We start from the raw sequence: 23,833 nt of genomic DNA, 5'->3' as shown, positions 1-23,833 counted from the left end.
CGCAATTGCGGGGCTTTTTTGTTGCCCGAAGAACGGAGTCGTCCGGGCAGCGCGGAGCAGGGTCTTCAGACCTGCGCGCCGAAGTTCGGATCGTCTTCCTTCGGACCACCGGCCTTTTTATCGGCCTTGACCAGATCTTCGCGTTTGACGCCCAGCCACATGCACAGCGCAGCGGCCACGAACACCGACGAGTAGATGCCGAACAGAATACCGATCGTCAGCGCCAGGGCGAAGTAGTGCAGCGTCGGACCGCCGAACACCAGCATCGACACCACCATCATTTCGGTCGAGCCGTGGGTGATGATCGTGCGCGAGATGGTGCTGGTAATCGCGTGATCAATCACCTCGTGCGTGTTCATCTTGCGGTACTTGCGGAACGCTTCGCGGATCCGGTCGAAAATCACCACGGATTCGTTGACCGAATAGCCCAGCACCGCGAGCACCCCTGCCAGCACCGACAGCGAGAACTCCCACTGGAAGAAGGCGAAGAAGCCCAGGATGATCACGACGTCGTGCAGGTTGGCGATCACGCCCGCCACGGCAAACTTCCATTCGAAGCGGATCGACAGGTAGATCACGATGCCGATCACCACGAACAGCAGCGCCAGCAGGCCATCCGTGGCGAGTTCCTTGCCGACCTGCGGGCCGACGAACTCAACGCGCTGGAGCTTGGCGTCGGGGTTCACGGCGGTCAGCGCCGTCATCACCTGTTGGCTCTGGACTGCCGAGGCGATGGGTTTGCCGTCCGGACCGTTCTTGAGCGGCAGGCGGATCATCACGTCGCGCGAGGTGCCGAAGTTCTGCACCTGGGCGTCGGCGTAGCCGAGCTTCTCAACGTCGCCGCGGATCTTCGGCAGATCGGCGGCCTGGGTGTAAGCGACTTCCATCACCGTACCGCCGGTGAACTCCACCGACAGGTGCAGTCCCTTGTGGAACAGGAAGAAGACAGCGGCGATAAACGTCAGGAACGACAGCGCGTTGAGGATCAACGCGTGCTTCATGAACGGAATGTCGCGGCGGATGCGGAAAAACTCCATGGTCTGCCCTTTGTGGCGGCCGCCCCTTCGTGTCGGGGCAGCGCCGGTTCTATGCGAGATTCGTTGTGGGAGGCGTGATTACTTGGCGGGCGATTCCGTGTTCGTATTGCCCGGCTTCCACACTTGGCCGATGGCGACGCTCTGCAGCTTCTTCTTGCGGCCGTACCAGAGGTTCACGAGACCGCGGTTGAAGAACACCGCCGAGAACATGGACGTGCCAATCCCCAGGCAGTGCACGATCGCGAAGCCGCGCACGGGGCCCGAGCCGAAGGCAATCAGCGCCAGACCAGCGATGAGCGTCGTCACGTTCGAATCGAGGATGGTCGCCCAGGCGCGGTCAAAGCCGGCGGAGATGGCCATCTGCGCCGAGGCGCCGTTGCGCAGCTCTTCACGCACGCGCTCGTTGATCAGCACGTTCGCGTCAATGGCCATACCGAGCGCCAGTGCGATAGCCGCAATGCCGGGCAGCGTGAGCGTGGCCTGCAGCATGGAGAGCAGCGCGATCAGCAGGAACACGTTCACGCCCAGCGCTGCCACCGAGAACGCACCGAACAGCATGTAGTACAGCACCATGAACACCGAGATGGCAAGGAAGCCGTACAGCGCCGAATCGAAGCCCTTCCTGATGTTGTCGGCACCCAGCGACGGGCCGATGGTGCGTTCTTCGATGATCTCCATCGGCGCGGCCAGCGAGCCTGCACGCAGCAGCAGCGCGAGGTCGGAAGCTGCCTCGGTCGAGCCCATGCCGGTGATCTGGAAGCGCGAGCCGAGTTCGGACTGGATGGTCGCCACCGTCAGCACTTCGCCCTTGCCCTTTTCAAAGAGCACGATGCCCATGCGCTTGCCGATGTTGTCACGCGAGACATCGCGCAGCATGCGGCCACCCTGGCCGTCGAGCGTGATGTCGACCGACGAATTGTGGTTCTGGTCGAAGCCTGCCGAGGCGCTCGTGATGCGGTCACCCGTGAAGATCACCTGCTTCTGCAGCAGAACGGGCGCGCTGCGGCCTTGCGTGAACAGCTCGTCGCCCAGCGGTACCGGGTCGCCGGCGCGCGGCACGAGCGGCGCGTTGGGATCGGCAAGGCGCGCTTCCAGCGTTGCCGTGCGGCCGATGATGTCCTTTGCCTTGGCCGTATCCTGCACGCCCGGCAATTGCACGACGATGCGGTCCGGGCCCTGCTGCTGGATCACCGGCTCAGCCACGCCGAGTTCGTTCACGCGGTTGTGCAGCGTGACGATGTTCTGCTTGACCGCGTTGTCCTGCACTTCCTTCATCGCGGCGGCGGTGAAGGTGCCGGTGAGCGTGGCGCCGTCGGCGCTCTTGTCGACGGTGTAGGCCAGTTCGCGCGTGGAGTCGGCCAGCAGCCCGCGGGCGCGATCGGCGTCGTCCGGGTTGGCGAACTTGATCGTGATTGTGTTGTTGTTGCGGTCGATGCCGCTGTGGCGGATGCCCTTGTCACGCAGCTGCGTACGGATGTCGCCAGCCAGCGAGTCGAGCTTTTTCGTCACGGCGCCGTTCATGTCGACCTGCAGCAGGAAGTGCACGCCACCGCGCAAATCCAGGCCCAGGAACATCGGCTTGGCAAAGAACGGTGCGCCGCTCAACCAGCGCGGCGAACCGGGAAGCAGGTTCAGCGCCACGATGTAGGTCGGGTCGGCCTGATCGGTGTTCAGGCCGCGGGCCAGCACGTCCTTGGCCTTGAGCTGCGTGTCGGTGTCGGCAAAGCGCACGCGCACGCTGGCGGAGGTGCCGTTGTTGTCGAAGAACACGCCGTCGGGCTGAATGCTGGCCGCAGCCAGCAGGCTCTCGACCTGCTTTTGCACGTTCAGGTCGACCTTGACGGTGGCCTTGCCAGAAGACACCTGCACGGCAGGGGCCTCGCCGAAGAAGTTCGGCAGCGTATAGAGGAACCCAATGGCAAGCGCCACCAGGATCACAATGTATTTCCAGAGCGGATAGCGATTCATCTTGGAATGCAGAGAGGCGACGCCTAGGGGCGCGGGCGCGGATTCTTAGAATAGGCGCTGCCTGGGGTGCCGGCGCCGGCGCAATCGTGCGCGGCGGCGCCGGGAGGGGCCGATTACAGCGCCTTGAGCGTGCCCTTGGGCAGCACGGTGGTCACGGCGCTCTTCTGGACAGTGATTTCGGTGTTGGCAGCGATTTCCACGGTGACGTACTGCTCAGCCACCTTGCTGACCTTGCCGAGAATGCCGCCGGCGGTGACGACTTCGTCGCCCTTGGCCAGGGCTTCGAGCATCGCCTTGGTTTCTTTCTGGCGCTTCATTTGCGGGCGGATCATGATGAACCACAGCACCACGAACATCAGGATGATCGGCAGGAAGCTCATCAGGCCACCCGCGGCACCACCAGCTGCCGGTGCAGTTTGCGCGTAAGCGTCGGAAATCAGGAACACGTCAGAACTCCGTAATGGTTCGTCAATCGGTCAAAAATCGGACCGGACATTCTACCATTGCGATGCTGCGGCAAATGGGCGCGCCCGGCGCCCTTCGAAGGCGGCTTACAGGGCCCCGCGCGCGCGGTCTGCGGCAAAGCGCGCCTGGAAGGCAGCAAAGCCGTGCGACTCGATGGCGGCGCGCATTTCGGCCATCAATTCCAGGTAGTAATACAGGTTGTGGATGGTGTTCAGGCGGGCACCCAGGATTTCGCCGACGCGCTGCAGGTGGTGCAGGTAGGCGCGCGAGAAATTGCTGCAGGTGTAGCAGCCGCAGGTCTCGTCCAGCGGGCGCGGATCGTTGCGGTGTACCGCGTTCTTGATCTTGATGTCGCCAAAGCGGGTGAAGAGCCAGCCGTTGCGCGCGTTGCGGGTCGGCATCACGCAGTCAAACATGTCGACGCCCGCGGCGACGCCTGCCACCAGATCTTCCGGCGTACCCACGCCCATCAGGTAATGCGGCTTGTTGGCCGGCAGACGCGGCGCCACGTGCTGCAGCACGCGCATCATGTCTTCCTTGGGCTCGCCGACCGACAGGCCGCCGATGGCGTAGCCGCCGAAACCCGCGCCGCCCGCATCGGCGTCAATGGCTTGCAAGCCGGCCAGCGATTCATCGCGCAGGTTCTCGAACATGCCGCCCTGGACGATAGCGAACAGCGCGTTGGGATTGTTCTCGCGCTCGAACTCGTTGCGAGAACGTTGCGCCCAGCGCAGGCTCATGCGCATGGAAGCGGCGGCTTCCGCTTCGGTGGCCGGGCGATCGCCAATCTTGTACGGCGTGCATTCGTCGAACTGCATGACGATGTCGGAGTTCAGCCGGCGCTGGATCTGCATCGAGATTTCGGGCGAGAGGAACAGCTTGTCGCCATTGATCGGCGATGCAAACGTCACGCCTTCTTCGGTGATCTTGCGCAGATCGCCCAGTGAAAACACCTGAAAACCGCCGGAATCGGTCAGAATGGGCTTATCCCAGCCATTGAAACCGTGCAGGCCTTTGTGCGCGTCCATCACTTCCAGGCCCGGGCGCAGCCACAGGTGGAACGTGTTGCCAAGGATGATCTGCGCGCCGATGTCTTTCAGCTCCGCCGGGGACATCGCCTTGACCGCGCCATAGGTGCCCACCGGCATGAAGATGGGCGTTTCGACCACGCCGTGGTTCAGGGTCATGCGGCCGCGTCGGGCGAGGCCATCGGTGGTGAGCAGTTCGTACTTGAGCATGGTCAGGCGGAAATGGAGTCTGGTTCAGCGCGGGTGAGCAGCATGGCGTCGCCGTAACTGAAGAAGCGGTAGCGCTGGGCGATGGCGTGCTGATACGCCTCACGGATGGCGCTCATGCCGGCAAACGCCGATACCAGCATCAGCAAGGTCGACTTGGGCAGGTGGAAGTTCGTCACCAGCAGGTCGACGGCGCGGAAACGGTAGCCGGGGGTGATGAAGATGTCGGTCTCGCCGCTGCAGGCATTGAGCGTGCCGTCCGGCTGCGCGGCCGACTCCAGCGCCCGCATCGATGTGGTGCCGACCGCGATGATGCGGCCGCCGGCCGCGCGCGTGGCGCGGATGGCTTCGGCCAGTTCAGCCGTAATTTCGTACCACTCGCTGTGCATGCGGTGCTCGGCGATGTTTTCCACGCGCACCGGCTGGAACGTGCCCGCACCGACGTGCAGCGTGAGAAAACCGCGCCGGATGCCCATGGCGTCCAGCTTTGCGAACAGCGCATCGTCGAAATGCAGGCCCGCCGTGGGTGCCGCGACGGCGCCCGGGTTGCGCGCATAGACAGTCTGGTAGCGCGTCTCGTCAAAGCTGTCCGGGTCGTGCTCGATGTAGGGCGGCAGCGGCAGGCGGCCGTATTGCTCGATCAGATCCAGCGCCGGCTGCGGGAAGCGCAGCGTGAAGAACGGCTCGGCGCGCGGTCCGACCGTCACGTCAAAGGCGTCGGCCAGGCGCAGCGTGGTGCCCTCGACGGGCGACTTGCTGGAGCGGATCTGCGCCAGCACCGTGTGTTCGTCCAGCAGGCGCTCGACGAGCACTTCCACCTTGCCGCCGCTGGCTTTGTGGCCAAAAAAGCGTGCCTTGATGACGCGCGTGTCGTTAAAGACCAGCAGGTCGCCGGGGCGCAGGTAGTCGACCAGGTCAGCAAACTGGCGGTCTTCAAAGTGCACGGCGTCATCCGCGGGGCGTACGGCCAGCAGGCGGCTCGCGGTGCGGTCGGGCAGGGCGGTTTGCGCGATCAGCTCGGGCGGCAGATCGAAATCGAAATCGGACAGCGTCAGCATGAAAAGTGGCGCAGACGTGGATTGCGCCAAGTGATGGTCGCGGGCGCCGGTACAATCGGGCGAAACCGCAAAGTTCGCCATTGTAAACGCCCTGTGCCGCCTCGCGCCCGTTCCGCCACTGATGCTGCTCCTATGCCCGACGCTGATACTGCGCCGGCGCCGAAGCCAAAACGCGCAACCGCGACGGACCAGCCTGCCAAGGCAGCGGCCAAGGCGGCCCGCCCCGCAGACAAACTCGCCAAGCTTGGCCTGCACCGCGACGTCGATCTCGTCCTGCATCTGCCGATGCGCTACGAGGATGAAACCACGCTGCTGACCATTGCCGAGGCCACAGCCCGCGCCAACACCGGGTGGGCTGCGCAGGTCGAGGGCACGGTCACGCGCAACGAAGTGGCGTTCCGGCCGCGCCGGCAGCTGGTCGTGCATATCGCCGATGACTCGGGCGAACTGGTTCTGCGTTTTCTGAATTTCTACGGCAGCCAGGTCAAGCAGATGGCCGAGGGCGTGCGCTTGCGCGTGCGCGGCGAAGTGCGCGGCGGCTTTTTCGGCGCCGAGATGGTGCACCCGACCGTGCGCGCCGTGGCGGACGATGAACCGCTGCCCGATCGCCTGACGCCGGTCTATCCGAGCACGGCGGGCGTCGCACAGGCTTATCTGCGCAAAGCGATCCTGAACGCGCTCACGCGCACGCCGCTGCCGGAAACGCTGCCGAACAGCCTCGTCACCGGCCCGCTCGCGCCGCTCAAGCTGATGACGCCGGCCGATGCCGTGCGCCTGCTGCATCAGCCGACGCCCGATGTCGATGAGCACAGCCTCGTCGAGCGCACGCACCCGGCGTGGCTGCGCATCAAGTTTGATGAGCTGCTCTCCCAGCAGCTCTCGCTCAAGCGTGCGCAGGCCGCGCGCCGCATGCGCAACGCGCCCGTCCTGCGCGGCAGCGGCAAGGATGGGCTGCTCGCGCGCTTCATGAAAGCGCTGCCGTTCAAGCTGACCGGCGCCCAGGCCCGCGTGTGGGAAGAGATTCGCGCCGACCTCGCGCACCCGTACCCGATGCAGCGGTTGCTGCAGGGCGACGTGGGCAGCGGCAAGACCGTCATCGCCGCGCTGGCGGCCTGCCAGGCCATCGATGCCGGCTGGCAGGCTGCGCTGATGGCGCCGACCGAACTGCTGGCCGAGCAGCACTATCGCAAGCTTTCTGCGTGGCTCGAACCGCTGGGCGTCGACATCGTCTGGCTGGCCGGCAGCCTCAAGCGCAAGCAGAAGGACGAGGCGGCCGCACGCGTGGCGGGCGGCACGGCGCAACTCGTGATCGGTACGCACGCGCTGATCCAGGATGCGGTCACGTTCGCGCGGCTGGGCCTGGCGGTGGTGGATGAGCAGCATCGCTTTGGCGTCGCGCAGCGCCTGGCTTTGCGCGGCAAGGCAAGCAACGGCGATGCACCTGCCGCCAACGCCCAGGTGCCGCACCAGCTGATGATGTCCGCCACGCCGATCCCGCGCACGCTCGCAATGACGTACTACGCCGACCTCGACGTCTCGGCGATCGACGAGTTGCCGCCCGGCCGTACGCCCATCGTCACCCGCCTGGTCAACGATGCGCGGCGCGACGAAGTGATTGAACGCATCTACGCCGCCGCACGCGAGGGGCGACAGGTCTACTGGGTTTGCCCGCTGATCGAGGAAAGCGAAGCGCTGCAACTGCAGACCGCCGTTGAAACCTTCGAGACGCTCTCGCAAAGTCTGCAAGGCCTAAAAGTGGGCCTTGTACACGGACGCCTGCCATCCGCCGAGAAGGCCGCCGTGATGAGCGCCTTCGCCGGCGGCGACCTGCACGTGCTGGTCGCCACCACCGTCATCGAAGTGGGTGTGGATGTGCCCAATGCCTCGCTGATGGTGATCGAGCACGCCGAGCGCTTTGGCCTTGCGCAGCTGCACCAGCTACGCGGGCGGGTGGGACGCGGCACTGCGGAATCGGTCTGTGTGCTGCTGTATCAGGCGCCGCTGTCGCCGACGGCCAAGCAGCGCCTGCAAACCATGCGCGAGACCACCGATGGTTTCGAAATCGCCCGGCGCGACCTGGAGATCCGCGGGCCCGGTGAATTCCTCGGCGCGCGGCAATCAGGCGAAGCGATGCTGCGTTTTGCCGATCTGAACCACGATGCGTGGCTCGTCGAATTTGCGCAGGGCGCTGCAGACGAGATGCTCGCGCGCTTTCCTGAAGCCGTGGACACCCACCTTAAGCGCTGGCTGGGCGAGCGCGAGCACTACCTGCGCGTCTAAGACCGGCGGCGCACGGCTTTTTAGTGCGCTAGCCGAGCCTGCTTGCGTAAGCGCTTGGCGGTATACACCGCACGATCGGCCTGGTCCATCAGTGCGGGGACCTCCGTCAACTGAACGTTTTCTTCGTCGGATATCAGTTCTCAGGTTTGGCCGACGGCCGGCTCCAGACGCAGCAGCGTGATTTCCGACGGCGCACCGAATCGCTTGGGCGGGCCCCAATATCCGGTGCCGCGGCTGGTGTAGATCCACAGGCGTCCCAGCCTGTGTAATCCCGCCGTAAAAGGCTGCTGCAGCGGGACAAAGAGGCTCCATGGCCAGAACTGGCCGCCATGGGTGTGCCCAGAAAGCTGCAGGTCGAAGCCGGCCTCCGCAGCGGCGGGAGCGGTGCGGGGTTGGTGCGCGAGCAGGACGGTCGGCGTCACCCCAGGCGGCGACCCTGCCAACGCCCGGGCCGGATCGCTCGTGTGCGCAGCGTCGAACTTGCCTGCGCTGAAATCGGTCACGCCCGCAATCACCAGCGGCGCGCCGTCGTGTTCCAGCACCGCATGCTCGTTCATCAAGACCCGCATGCCGAGCCGCTCGAACTCCGACACCCACGGTCCGACGCCCGAGTAGTACTCGTGATTGCCGGTCACCGCAAAAACGCCGTGCCTTGCCGACATGCCGGCAAGCGGCGCGATGTGTGGACGCAGCACTTCCACCTCGCCGTCCACCAGATCGCCCGTCACGGCAATCACATCGGGCTGCAATGCATTGAGCCGTTCGACCACGCCAGCCACATAGGCGCGCTTGATGGTGGGGCCGACATGCAGGTCGGTGATCTGCGCGATGGTGAAACCGTGCAGCGCCGCCGGCAGGCCTGCGATGGGCACCGTCACCCGCGCCACGCGCGGAATGCGGCGCGCGTTGATATAGCCGATCACGGTCACCAGCACGGTGAGGCCGACGACAAGCAGGGCCGAATCGTGGCGATAGGCGTGTGGAAGCACGATCAGCGCGATGTCGCGCAGCAGCGTCAGCACCAGCAGCGACGAGAACAGGCCCATCAGCAACGCGCCAAACCAGGTGACGCGGTCCGCCAGCGAGATGGGCCGGATCACGAAGCGCGCCGCCATCCCGGTAGGAATCATCACCGTCGATATGAGCAGAAAGATGATGCCCGCAGCCCAGCCGGTGCCATTCCAGCCCAGATCCGGCAGCAGCCGCCATCCGATGTAGAGGTGCAGCGCTGCCATCAGCGCCACGACCGTCGTCAGAAAGCGGCGCCTGCCGCGGGGCAGGGATCGGCTGCCGTTAGGTTCGTCACGCATGCTGGGGCGGCTCCTTTGGGTCTTGGTGAGACGTGTCCACGGAAGATGGGGTGACTGGCAGCGTTGTCAATGCCGGGCACCCGTTCGAAGCGCAAGCAACATCGCACGTCCCTTGGTAAAATCTATCGATATCCCCAAGCCGATTGATCGTCATGACGCTCACCGAACTCAAATACATCGTCGCCGTCGCCCGGGAACGCCACTTTGGGCGTGCCGCCGAGGCCTGCTTCGTCTCGCAACCGACGCTGTCGGTCGCCATCAAGAAGCTGGAAGACGAACTGGCCGTGCAGATCTTCGAGCGCGGCGCGTCGGAAGTGAGCGTCACGCCCGTCGGCGAGCAGATCGTCACCCAGGCGCAGCGCGTGCTCGAGCAGACGATGGCGATCCGCGAGATCGCCAAGCAGGGGATGGACCCGCTGGCCGGGCCGCTGCGGCTCGGGGTGATTTATACGATCGGCCCGTACTTGCTGCCGGCGCTGGTCAAGCAGATGATCGACACCGTCCCGCAGATGCCGCTGATGCTGCAGGAGAACTTCACCGTGCGGCTGGTGGAGCTGCTCAAGCAAGGCGAGATCGACTGCGCCATCATGGCCGAGCCGTTTCCCGAAGCCGGCCTCATGACGGTGCCGCTGTATGACGAGCCCTTTGTCGTGGCGGTGCCGCGCGGCCACGAGCTGGCGAAGGCGTCGTCGGTAGACCCGGAGGCGCTCAAGCAGCAGACCATGCTGCTGCTCGGCAACGGCCATTGCTTCCGCGACCACGTGCTGGGCGTGTGCCCGGAGCTGTCGCGCTTCTCGCAGAACGCAGACGGCATCCAGAAAACCTTCGAGGGTTCGTCGCTGGAAACGATCCGGCATATGGTGGCCAGCGGCGTGGGCATTACCGTGCTGCCGCGTACGTCGGTGCCGAACATGCAGCCCGCCGCCAATGATCTGCTGACGTACGTGCCATTTCAGGAGCCGGTGCCCGACCGCCGCGTTGTGCTGGCCTGGCGCAAGAGTTTCACCCGCATCGCCGCGATCGAAGCGGTGGCCAAGGCGGTCGCGCAATGCGACTGCCCGGCATCAAGCTGTTGCCGCCCACGCCGCTGATTCACTGATCCCCGAGCCCTGAGCGGGCCGTCTGTCGCCATAGCGAAGAAAATTAGAAAAAACGCTATCTTGCTTAGAGAAAATAGCGAAGTAAGTTAGAAAAAATAGCGAAGTTTGCTGAACTGGATGGCGTAGATCGTGTTGCGGTGTCAATGCTGGGCCATTCCGGCTTGCTTCGCTCGTGCTAGTACAGGCTTCGCGCTCGCGCCGGGACTCGACACTGGCAACCCTCCATGGCCGCCTGTAACCTAGCTCGACAAGCTTGGCAACGCGATATCCAAATGCATGCCGTGCTCGACATCAAGGATCACGCATGGCAAAGCCTGTATCACTTTACCGTTGGCTGCGCCATGATCGATCAACGCTTGTCGACGCTTGCTCCGTATGAGGTTCAGGCTTGACACGGATGTTCTGCTCCGGGAAAGCTCCGCCAATCCATCAGCTTTCGGACTCCGCTTGGCAAGGACACCGCAATCCAGGCTTCGGAACTCGTGTGGGTTGCGGGGGCAGAATTGTGGAGGCGCGTTGGCGCGCCACGCGCGACGCACCACATCCCGGCCTGTCAGAGCTTTCCAGGAGTCTGCGACTATGCATATGGCAGCGCCCCCAAGCCTCGGCCAGGCAAATCCACCACGGCGGGTGTATGGTCGCCTTGGCCTGCGGGCCAAATATTCGTGATGCTGTGTGTGTTGGCGTTGTAAGGGCCTAGCTCCACCACCATGGGCTGCGATCGAGCAGTCAGCCCGCAAAGGATTTCGCAAGGCACTCCACGATCAGATCGCGCAAAGAATTCGCAGTCAGGTCGCTCAGATCAAGGGTGATCTCAGAGGTTGACGCCGTTCCGCTACGGTTGGAAACCACCATGTGCACGTGAACTTTTTGGTCGAGCGCGTCGCCTATCAACGTGATCTTGGGGTATTGGTTGGCGTGCCCTGAGTCATACTCCTGTGCCTCCCTGCCGGCGGGAAAAACATGGAGCGTCGTGCTCAGTGCCGTCATTTCGACTTTGAAGCCATGGCCGCGTTTCTGCAGATGGGCGCCGATGTCTTCAAAGACGGGATGCGCTGTCTTCATTCGGAACGCCGCGAAATCGGTCCGAAATTTTTCCACTGCGATCTGCTTGTCGGCAGCGTCTTCCTTCTCTTCGGCCTTGCGCTTGTCGAACGCATTCATTGCTGCGTCAAGCTTGTCATAAGAGCTCATATTCGTCCCTCGCTAGGATGGGGATCTACACCGCGAGCCGGCTCAGGATTGTCCTGGACTGGACTGCCACATCGATCATGGGCGCTGACGCCATGGCGATGTTCCTATCATTGTAGGCATCGACACGCAAACACATTGTGCGCATCTCGACGCTGACCTCTTGCAATGGGTTGGCGCCGTGCCTCCCTCAATGGCACTGCCTGCTTCAGCGCGCAAACTCAGCGCACTGTTGCCCCGGTCGTATCCCAGCGCTGAATGCGATGCCAGAGGAAATGGATCCTTCCGGGATAGCGGCCCCTGCCCAGCCTGTGGCACGTCCATCATTGGGCGTGAAGCGATATTCGGAAAACCATCGCCGGTCACTACGCTGCGTCGTGCGCACTTCGAGTGCTCCGTTGGGCAGGTCAAGCGAGCTAATTATGGAGATCCTCGTTGCGGTCACCCTGGTATGCCGGAACGTGCCGGTTCACTGTTATTTGTGATTCCAACGTAGTTTGCTGGTGAGGACCTGTCGGCTCGGTACCGTACAGAAGTTGGTCGGTTGTTGGTCCCTTAGATCGAAGCTGTTGCACCGCCCCGTCATGCACAAACACATCGGAGCAGACCACGCGATCAATGCGTCTGCTGCCGTACCGACACCTTCCCAGCGATCAAGGATCTTGGTTCTTGGGACATTCGCGCGACACATGCCTATTGCCGCACGGGTGCCCCCTCCAACGGAGATCGCCATGGATGCCTATCCGACTTGCCAATACAAGGGGTACGACGTTTATCCCTTGATCTACCTGTTTGACCCGCCTCGGGAATGGCACGAGCGTCGTCCAGATCGGTCATACAGCGCCTCTGTGATGATCTGCCTCGAAGGCGCATTTCCGGATGCGGCGCATTCCCGTATTTTTCGCCTGAGCGGTGAACCATGGGAGAGCATCGGTACGGCCAAGCGTGCCGCCATGAAGGGCGCTGAAGAGATCATCAACGGCTTCGTTCCCGTTCAGTCCATGGCCTTCGCGTGATCGCCCACCAGTTTTTGGGCAACGGTCGGGACTCCGCGACGCGGCTATTCACCCATCACTTTTTTTCCAACAACCATGTGGCTCCGGGGGCTACAGGAGGGTCGTATGGTTCGCATGCGCTACTCAGTCCGCTTGGCCTATGAGGTACGTGATCCAACTGCGGATTTCATTTTTAATGTTCACGCCGCGAAGACGTCTCGCCAGACGATCGTCGCCGAGTCACTGCATCTGACGCCGGCGATGTCGACCGTGCCTCATACCGAACCGACCTTGCGCAATCGCCGTTTGCGTGTACGGGCGCCTCGGGGCAACTTCACCTTGACCTATGAAGCGACGGTGGACATAGAACACCTATTGACGCCCGCCGAACTGCTGCACGAAGTCCCTATTGCGGATTTACCGCTGTACGTTGTCCCATTCTTGACCCCTAGTCGCTATTGCGAGTCGGACCGGCTCATGGAGTTTGCGCAGCAGGAATTTGGCGGCTGCCAACGTGGCTATCCGCTGGTTATCCGGATTCGTGACTGGGTCTGTCGTTACGTGCGATTTGTACCGCAGTCAACGAGCGAGCGAACGTCTGCGGTCGGCACGCTCGTGGAGCGAAAGGGCGTGTGCCGCGACTATGCGCACTTGATGATTGCATTGTGCCGCGCGCTGAGCATACCGGCGCGCTTCGCAACCAGTCTCGACTATGGTGCCGATCCATCGCTGGGATTGCCTGACTTCCACGCCTTCGTGGAGGTTTTTCTGGGAAACCAATGGTATCTGGTCGACCCCTCGCAGGCGGCGGTGCCCATGGGGCTTCTGCGAATCGGTACCGGACGCGATGCGGCGGACGTGCCCATTGCCCTGGTGTTTGGTAACGTCAAATTGTCGCGGCCGATCGTGGAAGTTCAGGCCCTTGAGAACGCGGATCTGAAAACCAGCATGCCAATTGACACTGTCCAAGGAATCAGTACGTGGTGAGAGGTGGATGTGGCGACTTATCGCTCGTCCGTCGCGGGAGACTCCTCTTCTGGGCCGAGAATCACGTCTACTGCGGCGCGGCCTGCCAGTTCGCCAATCAGGTGCGCCCAGCGTCGAGAAAAAGGGCTGCCGTGGACCTTGATGCGCTTGCCTATCGCAGCGACACCAGGCGGCTTCATGGGGCCGTCGATGCTGAACCACAGATCGAACATGTCCTTCTGCGTCCCAATCAATTGCAGATGAATTTCGAAGCCTCGGTACTCGGTTGTACGGGTCATGCTGCGCCTCCATTCTTCGCTGCCGCCTCTGCAAGCGTAGTGCATCAAACGGGGAGAAATGACCGTTATTGCAACGGTCGTGCGCATCTTATGCGGCAAACCAGAATGGATCGTGCAGTTCGGAGCGCCAAGTAGGCCCAATCCAAGCGGTAGTTCGATCGCTTCCTGCCGGACGTTTAGGCAGCCTGAACTGCCTTCTTCCAGCTTGTCTCGGTTCTTCCCACCACGATCCTTTAAGCTTCCCGTCGGTAGGACGTTACGTACGGTACCGGACCGTCTTTACGCTCCCAAGCACTTACCCTGGATCAAGGTGGAACTACGTATTCTCAATGAGAGTTCTTGCGGCTCCGGGCTCGATTTGGCACTGGAAGCGTGTTGGACGCGGGTTCGCCAGGATGTGCACGGGAGCCTGCCAGAGGAGCGCGTCATGTCTGTCGGTGTCCTGCTACTTACCATCTTGGCTATCGCTCTCGTCGGGGCGATTCCGGTGTGGCCCTACAGCGCTGAGTGGACTTACGGGCCAAGCGGAGCCATTGGCGTTCTTGTTCTTTTCGTGCTCGTGCTGATGCTCACGGGGCAAATCTGAACGCGCGCGGCAGAGTTTCGTCAATGAGTTTCCAAAATAATCAGTTATGCGAGGGATGTCATGCCAGATACGAACGTAAGGCGTACTTTTCGAGGGCTCCCGTTGACCGCTGCCCAGGATGCCGAGATCCGTCATTACATCAAAGCCAAAACGCGGCGGCATGAACCGTGGGACACGCCAGAGTTGGAGGCCATGCTCAAAGACATGCTGACGCCTCCTATTGGTGCGCAAGAGGAGTCGGTGGAATTTCTGGAGCAAGCGAAGGCATCCGCAGAGCGTGCCGAATCTTCAGTGGACGAGGCAATGGACCCTACCGAGGCCTATGAGGAGCGAAACGCGGCCAAAGAAGCGGAGGCAATGAAAAGGCCACGGGGGTGAACCCTTTCGTCCCCAAGCCGGGCGCTTGCAGCGCTTCCTGTGCCTCCGGTGTTGCTTGCTGGTCTTGGATGCGCTTCTCTTCATTCAATGCGCAGACCAATGCACAGGGATGTTGCAGAACAGCTTTTGCGGACCCGCGATGCTTCTGGTCCTCGGTAGAGCGCTATGATCATCTCCAGCCGACCTTCGGTGAACAAGGACTCCCAGAATGGATGCCAGTGGACACCACCGGGTCAATCTTTATCGCACCTTGCGGGCGCGGTTGAGAGATCATCCCTTGTCCCGCGTTGGCCCTGGCCTCATCACCGGGGTGGCCGATGACGATCCGAGCGGGGTCGCGACCTATTCGCAGGCCGGCGCACAGTTTGGGTTGGACATGCTTTGGACGATGCCGCTCGCTTTCCCCTTGATGGCCGCGATTCAATCCATGTGCGCAAACATGGGACGTGTCACCGGAAAGGGGCTCGCCGCCAACATCAAGGATGTCTTCCCGCCGAGTGTGCTGCGCGGCGTCGTGCTGCTATTGCTGGTCGCAAACACACTGAATATCGCCGCAGACGTCGCGGCGATGGGCGAGGTCGCAGAACTTGTTTCCGGTGTCGACCGGCACCTCATGACGGCATTCGTCGTGTTTGGCACGCTGGCGCTGCAGATATTCGTTCCTTACCATCGTTACGTCTTCTTTCTGAAGTGGCTGACAGCTTCCTTGCTGGCCTACGCGGCCGTCTTGTTTACAGTGCATGTGCCGTGGGGCCAAGTTGCGCTGCATACGGTGTGGCCCCACTTCAAGCTCAACGCGAGCGCCGCATCCATGGTCGTCGCGGTCTTCGGGACCACTATCAGCCCCTATCTCTTCTTTTGGCAGGCTTCCGAGGAGGTTGAGGACATGCATGCGCGCCCATCGCTGAAACGCGATGGCGCCAAGGCTCGCACGGAGCTACGGCGCATCCGGTGGGACACGTGGAGCGGCATGCTTTATTCGAACGTGACCGCGTATTTCATCATCCTGGCGACAGGCGTGACCCTTCATGTGTCCGGCGTCACCGACATCACGACGGCGGCACAGGCCGCCAGTGCATTACGGCCGCTTGCAGGAGACTTTGCGTACCTGCTGTTCACCATCGGCATTTTGGGCGTCGGCCTCATCGGCGTACCCGTGCTGGCCGGCTCGGGCGCCTACGCGCTTTCCGAAACCATGGGTTGGAAGGAGGGGCTGGAACGCAAGGTAAGCGACGCACGTGGGTTCTACAGCATCATCGCGGTCAGCGTACTTGCAGGGCTTGCAATTCAGTACTCTCCGATCAGCCCGATGAAAGCGCTCTTTTGGAGCGCAGTCATCAATGGCGTGGTGGCGGTACCGCTGATGGTGGTCATCATCCTGCTGGTCTCGAAACCCGCTGTCATGGGGCCTTACACCGCAAGCCGACCCATGATCGTTCTGGGCTGGACCGCCACGGCGATCATGGGCGCTGCCGCCATGGCGATGTTCCTATGATACGAGTCGACACGTAGACACATTGTGAGCATGCCGATGTTGATCTCGTGCGGCGGTACCTCTCCCACAATGGCACTGCCTGCTTCAGCGGGTAAGCTCAGCGCATTGTTGCCCCAGTAGTATCCCCGCGCTGAATGCAAGACCAGAAGAAACGAATCCTTCCGGAATCGCAGCCTGTGCCCAAGCGGTGACACGTCCATTGTTGGGCGTAAAGCGATATTCAGAAAACCATCGCCTGTCACTACGCTGCGTCGTGCGTATTTCAAGCATTCCGTTTGACAGGCTAAGTGAACTGTTCATAGAGATCCTTGTTGCGATTCCCTCGGTATGCCGGGATGTGCCGGCTCACTGCAATTTGTGACTGCAGCGTAACGTGATGGGGGAGTCGCTGTCGGCCCGGTACCGTACAGAACTCGCTCTTTCTATTCCCTGCTCGAACCCGCGGCACCGCCGACAAGATGCGCGAACACAATCGAGCATCGAGCCCCGTGCATTTGCGTCTGCCGCCGTACCGACACCGTTGCTGTGACCGGGGATATTGATCCTTGAGGCATTCGCGCGACACCTACCTATTGCCGCAGGGGTGCCCTGATGGGCTGTACGCCGTTCATGGTCTGTACAGAAAATTCAAGTCTCGCGTCAGCGTTCTCTGCAACAAGATGCTTGGGGTGCGATCGAGACGGAGGTGCACAAAATGCGTAACGATCGAATAGCAGGACTGTGCGGCGCGATGGTGTTGATCGCGACGCTTGCGACTGGGTGTGCCGGGATGTCTCGACGCGGTACGGATACCGCAATCGGTGCGGGTGTCGGCGGTGTCGCCGGCGCAGTGCTGACAGGCGGGAGTGCCGTGGGAACAGTGGGTGGTGCAGTCGTTGGCGGGGTGGTGGGCAACCAAGTTGGCAAATAGGGCTTAGCTGCGACCATGGAAGCCGAACACGGCATTCCCACATCTGCGGGAATGCCGTGTTCCGTATCGCTACGCCACAGCTACCGCCGTCTTGATGGGCACGACAGGACTCACCGGCTCTGTACTGCTGGAAACCCCGAACGCGACCGCAACGGGATTCATGCTGTCGACCATCGACGTTGGCATCAAGATCGTCGCACCGCGCTCCTTAGTGGTCTCGTAGATGATGTTCATTGCGCGCAACTGCAGCGCTTGTGGATGCCCCTCGTACATGCCGGCAGCCTCGACAAACTTGGCTGCAATGGCCGCTTCGGCCGAGCCCAGAATGACGCGGGCTTGCTTTTCGCGTTCCGCCTGCGCTTGCCTGGACATCGCATCCTGGAGTGCCACGGGGATGGCCACGTCGCGCACCTCCACCGAGGATACGGTCACGCCCCATGCTGCAGTCTTCTCGCCGATCTCGGCGCGCAACTGCTCATCTGCCGCTTTGCGATCGGATAGCAATGCCGACAGCATCGAGGCCCCAATCATTTCACGCAACGACGTCTGCGCGACGCGGTCGATTGCCTGGCGATAGTCGGTAATGGCCAATGCGGCTTTCTGTGCGTCATGGACGTGCCAGAAGATGATCGCGTCAACGTTGACTGGCACGGTGTCTTTCGTCAATGCCTGCTCCGCATTGAATCCGGTAGTCTGGATGCGTTCATCTATGACTGCCGTCACGCTGTCGACAATCGGCAGGATCATGAACAACCCGGGCCCTTTTACGCTTTGCAGCTTGCCCGCACGCAAGATGACGAACTTCTGCCATGCGTTGGCCATCTTGAGTGTTGCGGCGAGCAGGATTGCGGCGATGGCAAACAGGGGCGCCAGCAGAACAGAGACGAATACGCCGGTGGCAGCCCCCAGGAACAGGAGAAGCACAACGAGGAATGCGGTGATGGGATTCATATAGGGCCTCGCAAGCGAATGAAGCTGCAACCGATGGCCTAAAGACACGCTCTTTAGGACCGGGGATCCGATATGCCCGACCCCCTACCTATCCGAAAACGCGTGACCGGATATCGTCCTCAAAATCGATGACCCATTCCGGGCCCAGTGCTCCGTCGTACTCGCGGGCAGTCTTGCCCATCCGTACAGTGATGCAGCGGTCTAGCGCCGCGCCGGCCGAGGCGCTCGAAAAATGCTCGACGGAGGACACGTCGAAGCCATCGGGCGCCAGGCCGTTTCGCAAGCAGACCTCACGAAATGCATCGCGCTCCACCTCCGGGAATTGGTGAATGGTTTGATCGAGCATCACGTTCTCCTCATGCTTGCGCTGTGCCGCCGCCTATGCTTCGGACCCCTTGGGGTGTACCGAAACATGCGCTTTAGAGTCGCCCCATGAGCAATAGCACGAGAACGATGAGCAGACCCAAGCCGAGCGCACCGCTTGGCGCGTAGCCCCAACCATTGCTGTAGGACCACCTTGGAAACGCCCCAACCACCAAAATGGCTAGGACGATTAGCAGTAGGATTCCGAGAGACATGATGTCCTCCTCGTTGAGTAGATTCCCCCCCACCCGTGTGCCCAACGCTGGGCGAAAAGCGCTCCACGGTTGTTTCATCATGAGGTTGACGCTCGCCTCTTCTTGATCGCTGTTCGTGGGGGCTGAGCGCGCCTCATCTCCTTAAAGGATAGATGGGAACGGGCTTGAAAACGGTCCGGTAGCGTACGCACTGGCACGCCAGATTGCGTACCTTGTGCCGTCGAAAAGCGATGATCACCCGGTAGCCAGCCGGGGCGTCGAGTGATGGCTCCCCTAGCGATGCTCATGATCTCTGGACTCCTCATGGTCACGTTCGTAGCCACCGTGGCGATTCCCCTCGTATCCGCCACGTTGGCCATTTTCATAGCCACCCTGTCGAGCGTCGTGGTAACCGCCATCAGGAACCCACAGGCAACCAGCCAACGAGGCGATCCAGATCCCCATGGCCGTATAGATAACCGCGCGCATGATGTCCTCCTGACAACGTAGCCCTACGATGAGGCGATGACACAAGCCGCACAGACGGCCGGCGGCCTCACTTTTTCGCTACAGCGATTTGAGCTTTGTGACCTTCGTGCCCTCTAGCGTCACGCCTGCCATCAATCCACTGTTTGTGAGCACGAATGCCTGGATTGGCCCAGTCGCGGTCGAGCTATCAACGGTGCCGTTTGTACCCACCTTCAGCACGGCAACCGACGCGTCACCACCCACGGACCAGCCCTCGCTATTGCGAAATCGGTCAAGCGAATCCTGGGTCATGAAGAGGAAGATGATGGCTTTCGATTGCGCGCCAATCTGCCATCCAATCGAAGCCGTTGTCGTGCTGTAGTACCCAGTCGTGCCGCCGCCGGCGCGCAGTGATCCTTCACCATACTGGCCACCGATGCCAAAACCGGCGGCAATGACCGATGGGAACACCAGTACGCCTCGGGCTTTGCCAACCAGTTCACGTGAGCCATTGGCAGCGGTATACAGGCGCGCAAGTGTCGAGTCGACGGCCGTATCGATCGTGTGTCGCTTGTCGGGTTGGTGCGCGGCTGCTTCCGATGCCCCGGTCGTTGTGCGGCCGGGCGTCATGAAACTGATTGTCGTAGCGACAGCCATCGTCGTCATTGCTACCAAACGGTCTTTCCGCATCTCTGTCTCCACCATGTCTCAAAGTACATTGAGCCTATGCGACGGCGGCGGCGGTGACGGTACGACAGCGTACCGAGACGTATGACTTGAGCAGAGGTTGTGAGGGAGGCGTCGTGCGCTACACGTCGGCAGTTTCGGTCCAACGTTGCTGATCAAGCGATTCGAAGCGGCAAGTGAGGGCGTCAACATGTCGCCTTCGTTCGCCGCCGTACAGACGGTATGCCGACGTTGGACTAAGAATGGTCATTCGTTGGACAGGGTCTTCGTCTGCGCAGGTCGCGTGGCAGTTTGGCGCTCCAAGCATGGCGCGGTTAAGACGTGATGTACCTGGCGATCAACGCAGGTGCCGAGTTTGGAAGGAGCGTTGTCATGAACAAGGATCAAGTGAAGGGCCGCATTGAAGAAGCGAAGGGAAAGATGAAGGAAGCCGTCGGTAAGGTCACCGGAAAAGACGCAACCGCAGCGAAAGGAAAGGTCCAACAGATTGCAGGAAAAGCGCAAGCCGCGTACGGCGACGCGAAGGAAGCTCTCAAGAAGCAGCGCAAGCCCTGAGCGACCGTTGCGGTCGCCACCGTTCAGGGACGACGGACCGACGATCAGAGCGCCTGAAGGTCTGGGAGCAGGCGGTCAAACTCCCGCTTGACCACGGCGTAGCATTCACAGACGCGGCCTTCTAGGCCTGGCCGGTCCAGCACTTCAATATTCCCGTGGCTATAGCGGATCAATCCGGCGGTCTGCAGCTTCAGCGCCGCCTCGGTGACGCCGGACCTGCGCACACCCAGCATGTTGGCGATCAGTTCCTGTGTCATGCGCAGCTCGTTGGACGGCAGGCGGTCCAGGCTCAGCAGCAGCCAACGACACAACTGCTGGTCGATCGAGTGGTGGCGATTGCAGACAGCCGTTTGCGCCATCTGCGTAATGAGTGCCTGGGTGTAGCGCAACAAAAGACGTTGCATGGCACCGGCGCGGGCGAACTCCTGTTTGAGGACGCGAGCGCTCAGGCGATACGCGGCTCCCGCGCTTTGAACCACTGCGCGGCTGGGCGTGGTTTCGCCGCCCATGAAGATGGCGATGCCGATCAGCCCTTCGTTCCCGACAATCGCGATTTCTCCTGACGAGCCGTTCTCCATGACATAGAGCAGGGACACGATGGCCGTGATGGGAAAGTAGACGTACTCAGGTCGGTCGCCCGATTCGTAGACAACTTGCCCCAGCGGCATGTCGACCAGGACAAGCTCTGGCGAGATTCTCGACCAGTCGTCAGGAGGAAGCACGGACAGCAGATGGTTCCGCTTCGGATTTGGTTGCGCCACCATGGCAGCCTCCTTTCCACTCGCCGTAGATTCGTATCCCAGCCATCAATGACTGTAGGGTTACAGAAACGATGGCTGCCGTGGGTCAACGCACCTCGTTGCCTAGGCTTTGTGCGGCCCACGCTCGTGACAGCACAATTTTAAGCGCGGCGATCACGGGTACCGACAAAAAAATGCCCGCAACCCCACCGAGTTGTTCGCCTGCGAGCAGCCCCACAATGACGAGGAGTGGACTGACCTTCACCCCCTCGCTCATCAGATAGGGGTTCAGCGCGTAGTCTTGGAACAGGCGGTAGGCGACGATGAATCCGATCAGCCAGAGCAAGTGCGGATACCCGCTAAAGCCGGCGACCGTGACTGTCGCCACCACCGCGGCCAACGGCCCAGCGAACGGAATGAACTCCAGCACTGCGGCCGTGGTTGCCAGCAGCAGCGCATAGGGCACACCCAGCAGGTAAAACGCGATGCTGTAGACAACCAGCGTGGCCAGCGATAACAGCAAGAGCGCCCGGACATAGCGAGACAGGAGCGTGTCCAAATCCTCAATGATGCCCGCCCACAGGCGCCTATCGGAAGAGCGTATCCACGAAAGCAGCGCGGCATGAATCGATGGCGCTTCGTTGATCATCAGAAAGCTCATGATGGGGATGAGCACGAGATAGACGAGATTGCTAGCCGCGTGCATGACACCCAATCCAACGCTGCGAACCAGCGGCATGGCCTGGTCTGAACTCGTCGAGAGTTGCTCACGTACGAATTCCAGGATGCGCGCACGCAATGGTTCCAGGAAGCTCGGCAGCGAAAGACGATCTGCCATGGTGCTGGTATCAAGCAACTTTGGGAGTTGATCGGCGAGCCTGCCCGCTTCGTCCTGGACCGTCACACCAAACACCGAGCCAGCGACGATCGCCACGACAACGACCAGGATGAAGACGATACCGATCGATACGCTACGTGGTACCTTGCGCGGCATGTGCCGTTCCAGTCGCTCGACCAGCGGGTACAGCAAGTAGCTGAAGAACACAGCGAACACCGTGACCATCAGCACGGAGGCAATCTTGTAGACGATCAGTACGGCAAGCGCGAATAAGAAAACTGTCCAGACAATTTTGCCGGCACGTGGGTCAAATCCGAGCATGACGATTCCTCCTTGTCGGGGCTGTAGCAAAGCGAACCCCGATCGTTAGATTTGGCTCACGTGCGTCGCAATGCTTACACTGATTTTAGTGATCACCGCGTGGACCTTCGTCAGCGTGTCTAAGAACTCGCTGAAATGCGCCGCGTCCATACGATGATGCGTCGCGATTGCATTGGCCAGTTGTTCTCTAAGCTGACGAATGTTGGCAAGCAATGCGATGACATCGCGCACGAGTTCAGGGGTACTGAGGTTGTGCAACTGAATTGCGGCGATCGCAGCTTCAAGCTCATCAATCGCGCGAATATCGAATGACCTTTCTCCTGTGGCGATCGCGCTGACGGCTTGCTTATCGGGCAGCTCGCTGATAACGCGTCGTACCAGCTCCTCTGCCGCCATGGCAATTTCGCTCACCGCTTTCGCCAATGTGCGCCTCTCCATTCGCCTTTCCGTGCGCTGAAGGAGCCAACCTGCCAGCCACGTTCCCGCAATCGCGACAATGATGGCGACTGCCTGTACCCACGCCGCTAGCGCGGGATGCTTTTCGATCCAATCCAGAAGGCTGCTCATGAGAGAGTTTTCGGTTCTTGACCCAAACGCAAACTGTCTCGTTTTCACGTGGGGTAGGTGGCCAGCGTCAAAACGGCATGCGAGACTCATTCCAACTGATTGAACGCGCCGGCTTCGATATCTTTCCTGAAATGCTGGACCCAATCGGCTCCATCGCCGAGTGGGTATTCCCTTGTAATTTTGGTTGATAGTCGGGTTACCGTCACGTAGCCCTGCAAACCGAGGTTCTCGTCGCCTTTTGGGTCAGTCGTATCTACTTCAAGAAGTTCGAAGTCATCTTCTGCCTGACCGTTGCGCTGCAAGGTTGCAAGAAATTCCCGTTGTTCATCCGGTTCGATCAGTCGCACGATTGGTACCTCATCTGTTCAAAAGGGGGGGAGTCCCAGAGCTTTTGGGTAGGTCATTAGGCGCCTTTCCATGCCGGCAGTCGTCCCGATGCTCGACTGCGCTTTCTCGATTGAACAGTTCGATCCGCCGTGTGTGTTTGTCAACCGCCCGCGAAAATTGTCGGACTGACCAGTGAAGTTGATGCAGTGGAGTGACCCGGCGACAAACGGTTGTCCAGACCGATGACGGGATGACGAAGGGGCACCTCCAGAGAGCCGCGCAGAGCCCATTTCGGCAGATCTTTCATCGCCGCTTGCTCAATTTATGCAACTTTCGCCGCTTGTTTGCACCATTTATAGGGCATTCATCGAAGCGATTCAGCCGTCTTGCTGATGCAGACCTGCCATGTTGGCTAGGCGCCAGCTTGCACCTGCAATGGCTTGACTGCCATATGCGCACTACATAAGCACCGTTGCCCGACCTAGACTGCAATGCGCTCATTACGTGAGCCCCTCGCGATGGAGGGTCGACAAGTCAGGGTGGGGAAAG

At 61.2% G+C, this 23,833-nt stretch carries 26 protein-coding genes; 10 read left to right on the top strand and 16 right to left on the bottom strand.

The annotated features are described in order from the left end of the window. Positions 1–65: 65 nt before the first annotated feature. The 5 genes from secF to queA form a co-directional block, all read right to left on the bottom strand. On the bottom strand, positions 66–1,037 hold the full coding sequence (secF, locus tag FUT88_RS14520) for a protein translocase subunit SecF (protein ID WP_147216132.1): 972 nt from the start codon (positions 1,035–1,037) through the stop codon (positions 66–68). A gap of 78 nt (positions 1,038–1,115) precedes the next feature. Then, positions 1,116–3,005, bottom strand: a complete 1,890-nt coding sequence (secD, locus tag FUT88_RS14515) for a protein translocase subunit SecD (protein ID WP_147216130.1) — start codon at positions 3,003–3,005, stop codon at positions 1,116–1,118. 113 nt (positions 3,006–3,118) lie between these two features. Beyond that, a complete protein-coding gene (yajC, locus tag FUT88_RS14510; RefSeq protein WP_004632835.1) occupies positions 3,119–3,451 on the bottom strand; it encodes a preprotein translocase subunit YajC in 333 nt (110 codons plus the stop codon). 105 nt (positions 3,452–3,556) lie between these two features. Continuing rightward, the gene (gene tgt / locus FUT88_RS14505) at positions 3,557–4,708 is read right to left on the bottom strand and encodes a tRNA guanosine(34) transglycosylase Tgt (RefSeq protein ID WP_147216127.1); all 1,152 of its coding nucleotides are present in this window, start codon (positions 4,706–4,708) and stop codon (positions 3,557–3,559) included. A gap of 2 nt (positions 4,709–4,710) precedes the next feature. Further along, complete coding sequence (gene queA, locus FUT88_RS14500) at positions 4,711–5,763, bottom strand: tRNA preQ1(34) S-adenosylmethionine ribosyltransferase-isomerase QueA (protein WP_147216124.1); 1,053 nt, start codon at positions 5,761–5,763, stop codon at positions 4,711–4,713. Positions 5,764–5,895: 132 nt separating this feature from the next. Between queA and recG the strand changes: the two genes are divergently transcribed. Next, positions 5,896–8,043: an ATP-dependent DNA helicase RecG gene (recG, locus tag FUT88_RS14495; RefSeq protein ID WP_261797169.1), complete on the top strand. Its 2,148-nt coding sequence runs from the start codon at positions 5,896–5,898 to the stop codon at positions 8,041–8,043. Between the two features lie 140 nt (positions 8,044–8,183). On the opposite strand, the gene FUT88_RS14490 is transcribed toward recG, so the two are convergent. Beyond that, entirely contained in the window at positions 8,184–9,353 is a 1,170-nt protein-coding gene (locus tag FUT88_RS14490) for a metallophosphoesterase (protein WP_147216120.1), read from the bottom strand. 152 nt (positions 9,354–9,505) lie between these two features. Between FUT88_RS14490 and FUT88_RS14485 the strand changes: the two genes are divergently transcribed. Beyond that, a complete protein-coding gene (locus tag FUT88_RS14485; RefSeq protein ID WP_147216118.1) occupies positions 9,506–10,444 on the top strand; it encodes a LysR substrate-binding domain-containing protein in 939 nt (312 codons plus the stop codon). 233 nt (positions 10,445–10,677) lie between these two features. Beyond that, positions 10,678–10,845, top strand: coding sequence for a hypothetical protein (locus FUT88_RS26235; protein ID WP_186829312.1), 168 nt, complete (start codon positions 10,678–10,680; stop codon positions 10,843–10,845). Positions 10,846–11,182: 337 nt separating this feature from the next. On the opposite strand, the gene FUT88_RS14480 is transcribed toward FUT88_RS26235, so the two are convergent. Then, the gene (locus tag FUT88_RS14480) at positions 11,183–11,647 is read right to left on the bottom strand and encodes a hypothetical protein (protein WP_124383260.1); all 465 of its coding nucleotides are present in this window, start codon (positions 11,645–11,647) and stop codon (positions 11,183–11,185) included. 728 nt (positions 11,648–12,375) lie between these two features. On the opposite strand from FUT88_RS14480, the gene FUT88_RS14475 reads away from it, so the two are divergent. Then, entirely contained in the window at positions 12,376–12,660 is a 285-nt protein-coding gene (locus FUT88_RS14475) for a hypothetical protein (RefSeq protein ID WP_147216116.1), read from the top strand. A 105-nt stretch (positions 12,661–12,765) separates the two neighbouring features. Then, positions 12,766–13,626, top strand: a complete 861-nt coding sequence (locus tag FUT88_RS14470; RefSeq protein WP_147216114.1) for a transglutaminase-like domain-containing protein — start codon at positions 12,766–12,768, stop codon at positions 13,624–13,626. A gap of 17 nt (positions 13,627–13,643) precedes the next feature. Here FUT88_RS14470 and FUT88_RS14465 read toward each other — a convergent pair whose 3' ends face one another. Beyond that, positions 13,644–13,904: a hypothetical protein gene (locus FUT88_RS14465; RefSeq protein WP_124383262.1), complete on the bottom strand. Its 261-nt coding sequence runs from the start codon at positions 13,902–13,904 to the stop codon at positions 13,644–13,646. A gap of 427 nt (positions 13,905–14,331) precedes the next feature. Here FUT88_RS14465 and FUT88_RS14460 point away from each other — a divergent pair, with 427 nt between their 5' ends. From FUT88_RS14460 to FUT88_RS27180, 4 genes are all read left to right on the top strand, one after another. After that, positions 14,332–14,490, top strand: coding sequence for a DUF3309 family protein (locus FUT88_RS14460; RefSeq protein WP_134927001.1), 159 nt, complete (start codon positions 14,332–14,334; stop codon positions 14,488–14,490). Positions 14,491–14,550: 60 nt separating this feature from the next. Then, positions 14,551–14,868, top strand: a complete 318-nt coding sequence (locus tag FUT88_RS14455) for a hypothetical protein (protein ID WP_102066782.1) — start codon at positions 14,551–14,553, stop codon at positions 14,866–14,868. Between the two features lie 208 nt (positions 14,869–15,076). Then, positions 15,077–16,363: an NRAMP family divalent metal transporter gene (locus FUT88_RS14450; RefSeq protein WP_147216112.1), complete on the top strand. Its 1,287-nt coding sequence runs from the start codon at positions 15,077–15,079 to the stop codon at positions 16,361–16,363. Positions 16,364–17,057: 694 nt separating this feature from the next. Continuing rightward, on the top strand, positions 17,058–17,273 hold the full coding sequence (locus FUT88_RS27180) for a glycine zipper 2TM domain-containing protein (protein ID WP_124383264.1): 216 nt from the start codon (positions 17,058–17,060) through the stop codon (positions 17,271–17,273). Positions 17,274–17,342: 69 nt separating this feature from the next. On the opposite strand, the gene FUT88_RS14440 is transcribed toward FUT88_RS27180, so the two are convergent. From FUT88_RS14440 to FUT88_RS14420, 4 genes are all read right to left on the bottom strand, one after another. Further along, on the bottom strand, positions 17,343–18,224 hold the full coding sequence (locus FUT88_RS14440; RefSeq protein WP_147216110.1) for a slipin family protein: 882 nt from the start codon (positions 18,222–18,224) through the stop codon (positions 17,343–17,345). A gap of 88 nt (positions 18,225–18,312) precedes the next feature. Beyond that, entirely contained in the window at positions 18,313–18,570 is a 258-nt protein-coding gene (locus tag FUT88_RS14435; protein WP_124383265.1) for a hypothetical protein, read from the bottom strand. Between the two features lie 73 nt (positions 18,571–18,643). Continuing rightward, on the bottom strand, positions 18,644–18,802 hold the full coding sequence (locus tag FUT88_RS14430; protein WP_124383266.1) for a DUF3309 family protein: 159 nt from the start codon (positions 18,800–18,802) through the stop codon (positions 18,644–18,646). Between the two features lie 546 nt (positions 18,803–19,348). After that, positions 19,349–19,939, bottom strand: coding sequence for a YSC84-related protein (locus tag FUT88_RS14420; RefSeq protein WP_147216106.1), 591 nt, complete (start codon positions 19,937–19,939; stop codon positions 19,349–19,351). 369 nt (positions 19,940–20,308) lie between these two features. Between FUT88_RS14420 and FUT88_RS14415 the strand changes: the two genes are divergently transcribed. Beyond that, complete coding sequence (locus tag FUT88_RS14415; RefSeq protein WP_147216104.1) at positions 20,309–20,491, top strand: CsbD family protein; 183 nt, start codon at positions 20,309–20,311, stop codon at positions 20,489–20,491. Between the two features lie 44 nt (positions 20,492–20,535). Here FUT88_RS14415 and FUT88_RS14410 read toward each other — a convergent pair whose 3' ends face one another. The 4 genes from FUT88_RS14410 to FUT88_RS14395 all read right to left on the bottom strand — a co-directional run bounded on the left by FUT88_RS14410 (position 20,536) and on the right by FUT88_RS14395 (position 23,304). Beyond that, complete coding sequence (locus FUT88_RS14410) at positions 20,536–21,255, bottom strand: Crp/Fnr family transcriptional regulator (RefSeq protein ID WP_147216102.1); 720 nt, start codon at positions 21,253–21,255, stop codon at positions 20,536–20,538. A gap of 82 nt (positions 21,256–21,337) precedes the next feature. Beyond that, positions 21,338–22,390, bottom strand: a complete 1,053-nt coding sequence (locus FUT88_RS14405) for an AI-2E family transporter (RefSeq protein WP_147216100.1) — start codon at positions 22,388–22,390, stop codon at positions 21,338–21,340. A gap of 45 nt (positions 22,391–22,435) precedes the next feature. Continuing rightward, positions 22,436–22,957, bottom strand: a complete 522-nt coding sequence (locus FUT88_RS14400; RefSeq protein WP_102066930.1) for a hypothetical protein — start codon at positions 22,955–22,957, stop codon at positions 22,436–22,438. 86 nt (positions 22,958–23,043) lie between these two features. Further along, on the bottom strand, positions 23,044–23,304 hold the full coding sequence (locus tag FUT88_RS14395; RefSeq protein WP_147216098.1) for a transcriptional regulator: 261 nt from the start codon (positions 23,302–23,304) through the stop codon (positions 23,044–23,046). Between the last annotated feature and the right edge of the window lie 529 nt (positions 23,305–23,833).

It is taken from the genome of Ralstonia sp. TCR112 (assembly GCF_007997035.1).
Taxonomy (GTDB): Bacteria; Pseudomonadota; Gammaproteobacteria; order Burkholderiales; family Burkholderiaceae; genus Ralstonia; species Ralstonia edaphi.
This window is presented reverse-complemented; position numbering and strand designations above follow the sequence as displayed.

Bases quoted from the DNA above. Each gene is read 5' to 3' on its own strand.
- secF (WP_147216132.1), bottom strand. From the start codon at position 1,037: ATGGAGTTTTTCCGCATCCGCCGCGACATTCCGTTCATGAAGCACGCG.
- secD (WP_147216130.1), bottom strand. From the start codon at position 3,005: ATGAATCGCTATCCGCTCTGGAAATACATTGTGATCCTGGTGGCGCTT.
- tgt (WP_147216127.1), bottom strand. From the start codon at position 4,708: ATGCTCAAGTACGAACTGCTCACCACCGATGGCCTCGCCCGACGCGGC.
- queA (WP_147216124.1), bottom strand. From the start codon at position 5,763: ATGCTGACGCTGTCCGATTTCGATTTCGATCTGCCGCCCGAGCTGATC.
- recG (WP_261797169.1), top strand. From the start codon at position 5,896: ATGCCCGACGCTGATACTGCGCCGGCGCCGAAGCCAAAACGCGCAACC.
- FUT88_RS14490 (WP_147216120.1), bottom strand. From the start codon at position 9,353: ATGCGTGACGAACCTAACGGCAGCCGATCCCTGCCCCGCGGCAGGCGC.
- FUT88_RS14485 (WP_147216118.1), top strand. From the start codon at position 9,506: ATGACGCTCACCGAACTCAAATACATCGTCGCCGTCGCCCGGGAACGC.
- FUT88_RS26235 (WP_186829312.1), top strand. From the start codon at position 10,678: ATGGCCGCCTGTAACCTAGCTCGACAAGCTTGGCAACGCGATATCCAA.
- FUT88_RS14480 (WP_124383260.1), bottom strand. From the start codon at position 11,647: ATGAGCTCTTATGACAAGCTTGACGCAGCAATGAATGCGTTCGACAAG.
- FUT88_RS14475 (WP_147216116.1), top strand. From the start codon at position 12,376: ATGGATGCCTATCCGACTTGCCAATACAAGGGGTACGACGTTTATCCC.
- FUT88_RS14470 (WP_147216114.1), top strand. From the start codon at position 12,766: ATGGTTCGCATGCGCTACTCAGTCCGCTTGGCCTATGAGGTACGTGAT.
- FUT88_RS14465 (WP_124383262.1), bottom strand. From the start codon at position 13,904: ATGACCCGTACAACCGAGTACCGAGGCTTCGAAATTCATCTGCAATTG.
- FUT88_RS14460 (WP_134927001.1), top strand. From the start codon at position 14,332: ATGTCTGTCGGTGTCCTGCTACTTACCATCTTGGCTATCGCTCTCGTC.
- FUT88_RS14455 (WP_102066782.1), top strand. From the start codon at position 14,551: ATGCCAGATACGAACGTAAGGCGTACTTTTCGAGGGCTCCCGTTGACC.
- FUT88_RS14450 (WP_147216112.1), top strand. From the start codon at position 15,077: ATGGATGCCAGTGGACACCACCGGGTCAATCTTTATCGCACCTTGCGG.
- FUT88_RS27180 (WP_124383264.1), top strand. From the start codon at position 17,058: ATGCGTAACGATCGAATAGCAGGACTGTGCGGCGCGATGGTGTTGATC.
- FUT88_RS14440 (WP_147216110.1), bottom strand. From the start codon at position 18,224: ATGAATCCCATCACCGCATTCCTCGTTGTGCTTCTCCTGTTCCTGGGG.
- FUT88_RS14435 (WP_124383265.1), bottom strand. From the start codon at position 18,570: ATGCTCGATCAAACCATTCACCAATTCCCGGAGGTGGAGCGCGATGCA.
- FUT88_RS14430 (WP_124383266.1), bottom strand. From the start codon at position 18,802: ATGTCTCTCGGAATCCTACTGCTAATCGTCCTAGCCATTTTGGTGGTT.
- FUT88_RS14420 (WP_147216106.1), bottom strand. From the start codon at position 19,939: ATGCGGAAAGACCGTTTGGTAGCAATGACGACGATGGCTGTCGCTACG.
- FUT88_RS14415 (WP_147216104.1), top strand. From the start codon at position 20,309: ATGAACAAGGATCAAGTGAAGGGCCGCATTGAAGAAGCGAAGGGAAAG.
- FUT88_RS14410 (WP_147216102.1), bottom strand. From the start codon at position 21,255: ATGGTGGCGCAACCAAATCCGAAGCGGAACCATCTGCTGTCCGTGCTT.
- FUT88_RS14405 (WP_147216100.1), bottom strand. From the start codon at position 22,390: ATGCTCGGATTTGACCCACGTGCCGGCAAAATTGTCTGGACAGTTTTC.
- FUT88_RS14400 (WP_102066930.1), bottom strand. From the start codon at position 22,957: ATGAGCAGCCTTCTGGATTGGATCGAAAAGCATCCCGCGCTAGCGGCG.